Here is a 257-nt window from a genome sequence, read left to right as displayed (position 1 = left end):
ATGGTGCCGGTAGAGGGACTTGAACCCCCACGGTTTCCCTCACGATTTTGAGTCGCGCGCGTCTGCCAATTCCGCCATACCGGCTTATGAAATTACATGGTCGGGAAGACAGGATTCGAACCTGCGACCCCTTGGTCCCAAGCCAAGTACTCTACCAAGCTGAGCTACTTCCCGATATCAACCCACCATACTAACGTTAGGCGGGGCTCATGTCATATAGATGGCGTGCCCTGAGAGATTCGAACTCCCGACCTTTT

2 tRNA genes are annotated in these 257 nt (G+C 53.7%); both read right to left on the bottom strand.

Annotated elements, in window-relative coordinates:
* Position 1 precedes the first annotated feature (1 nt).
* A tRNA-Leu gene (locus EIZ37_RS25760) sits at positions 2-84 on the bottom strand.
* Positions 85-97: 13 nt separating this feature from the next.
* Positions 98-174: transfer RNA gene (locus EIZ37_RS25755), tRNA-Pro, on the bottom strand.
* Between the last annotated feature and the right edge of the window lie 83 nt (positions 175-257).

The organism is Brevibacillus migulae, from assembly GCF_004521915.1.
In the GTDB taxonomy this organism is placed as follows: Bacteria; Bacillota; Bacilli; order Brevibacillales; family Brevibacillaceae; genus Brevibacillus_F; species Brevibacillus_F migulae.
The sequence above is the reverse complement of the archived record's forward strand: the minus strand, read 5'-3'. Positions and strand labels throughout refer to the sequence as shown.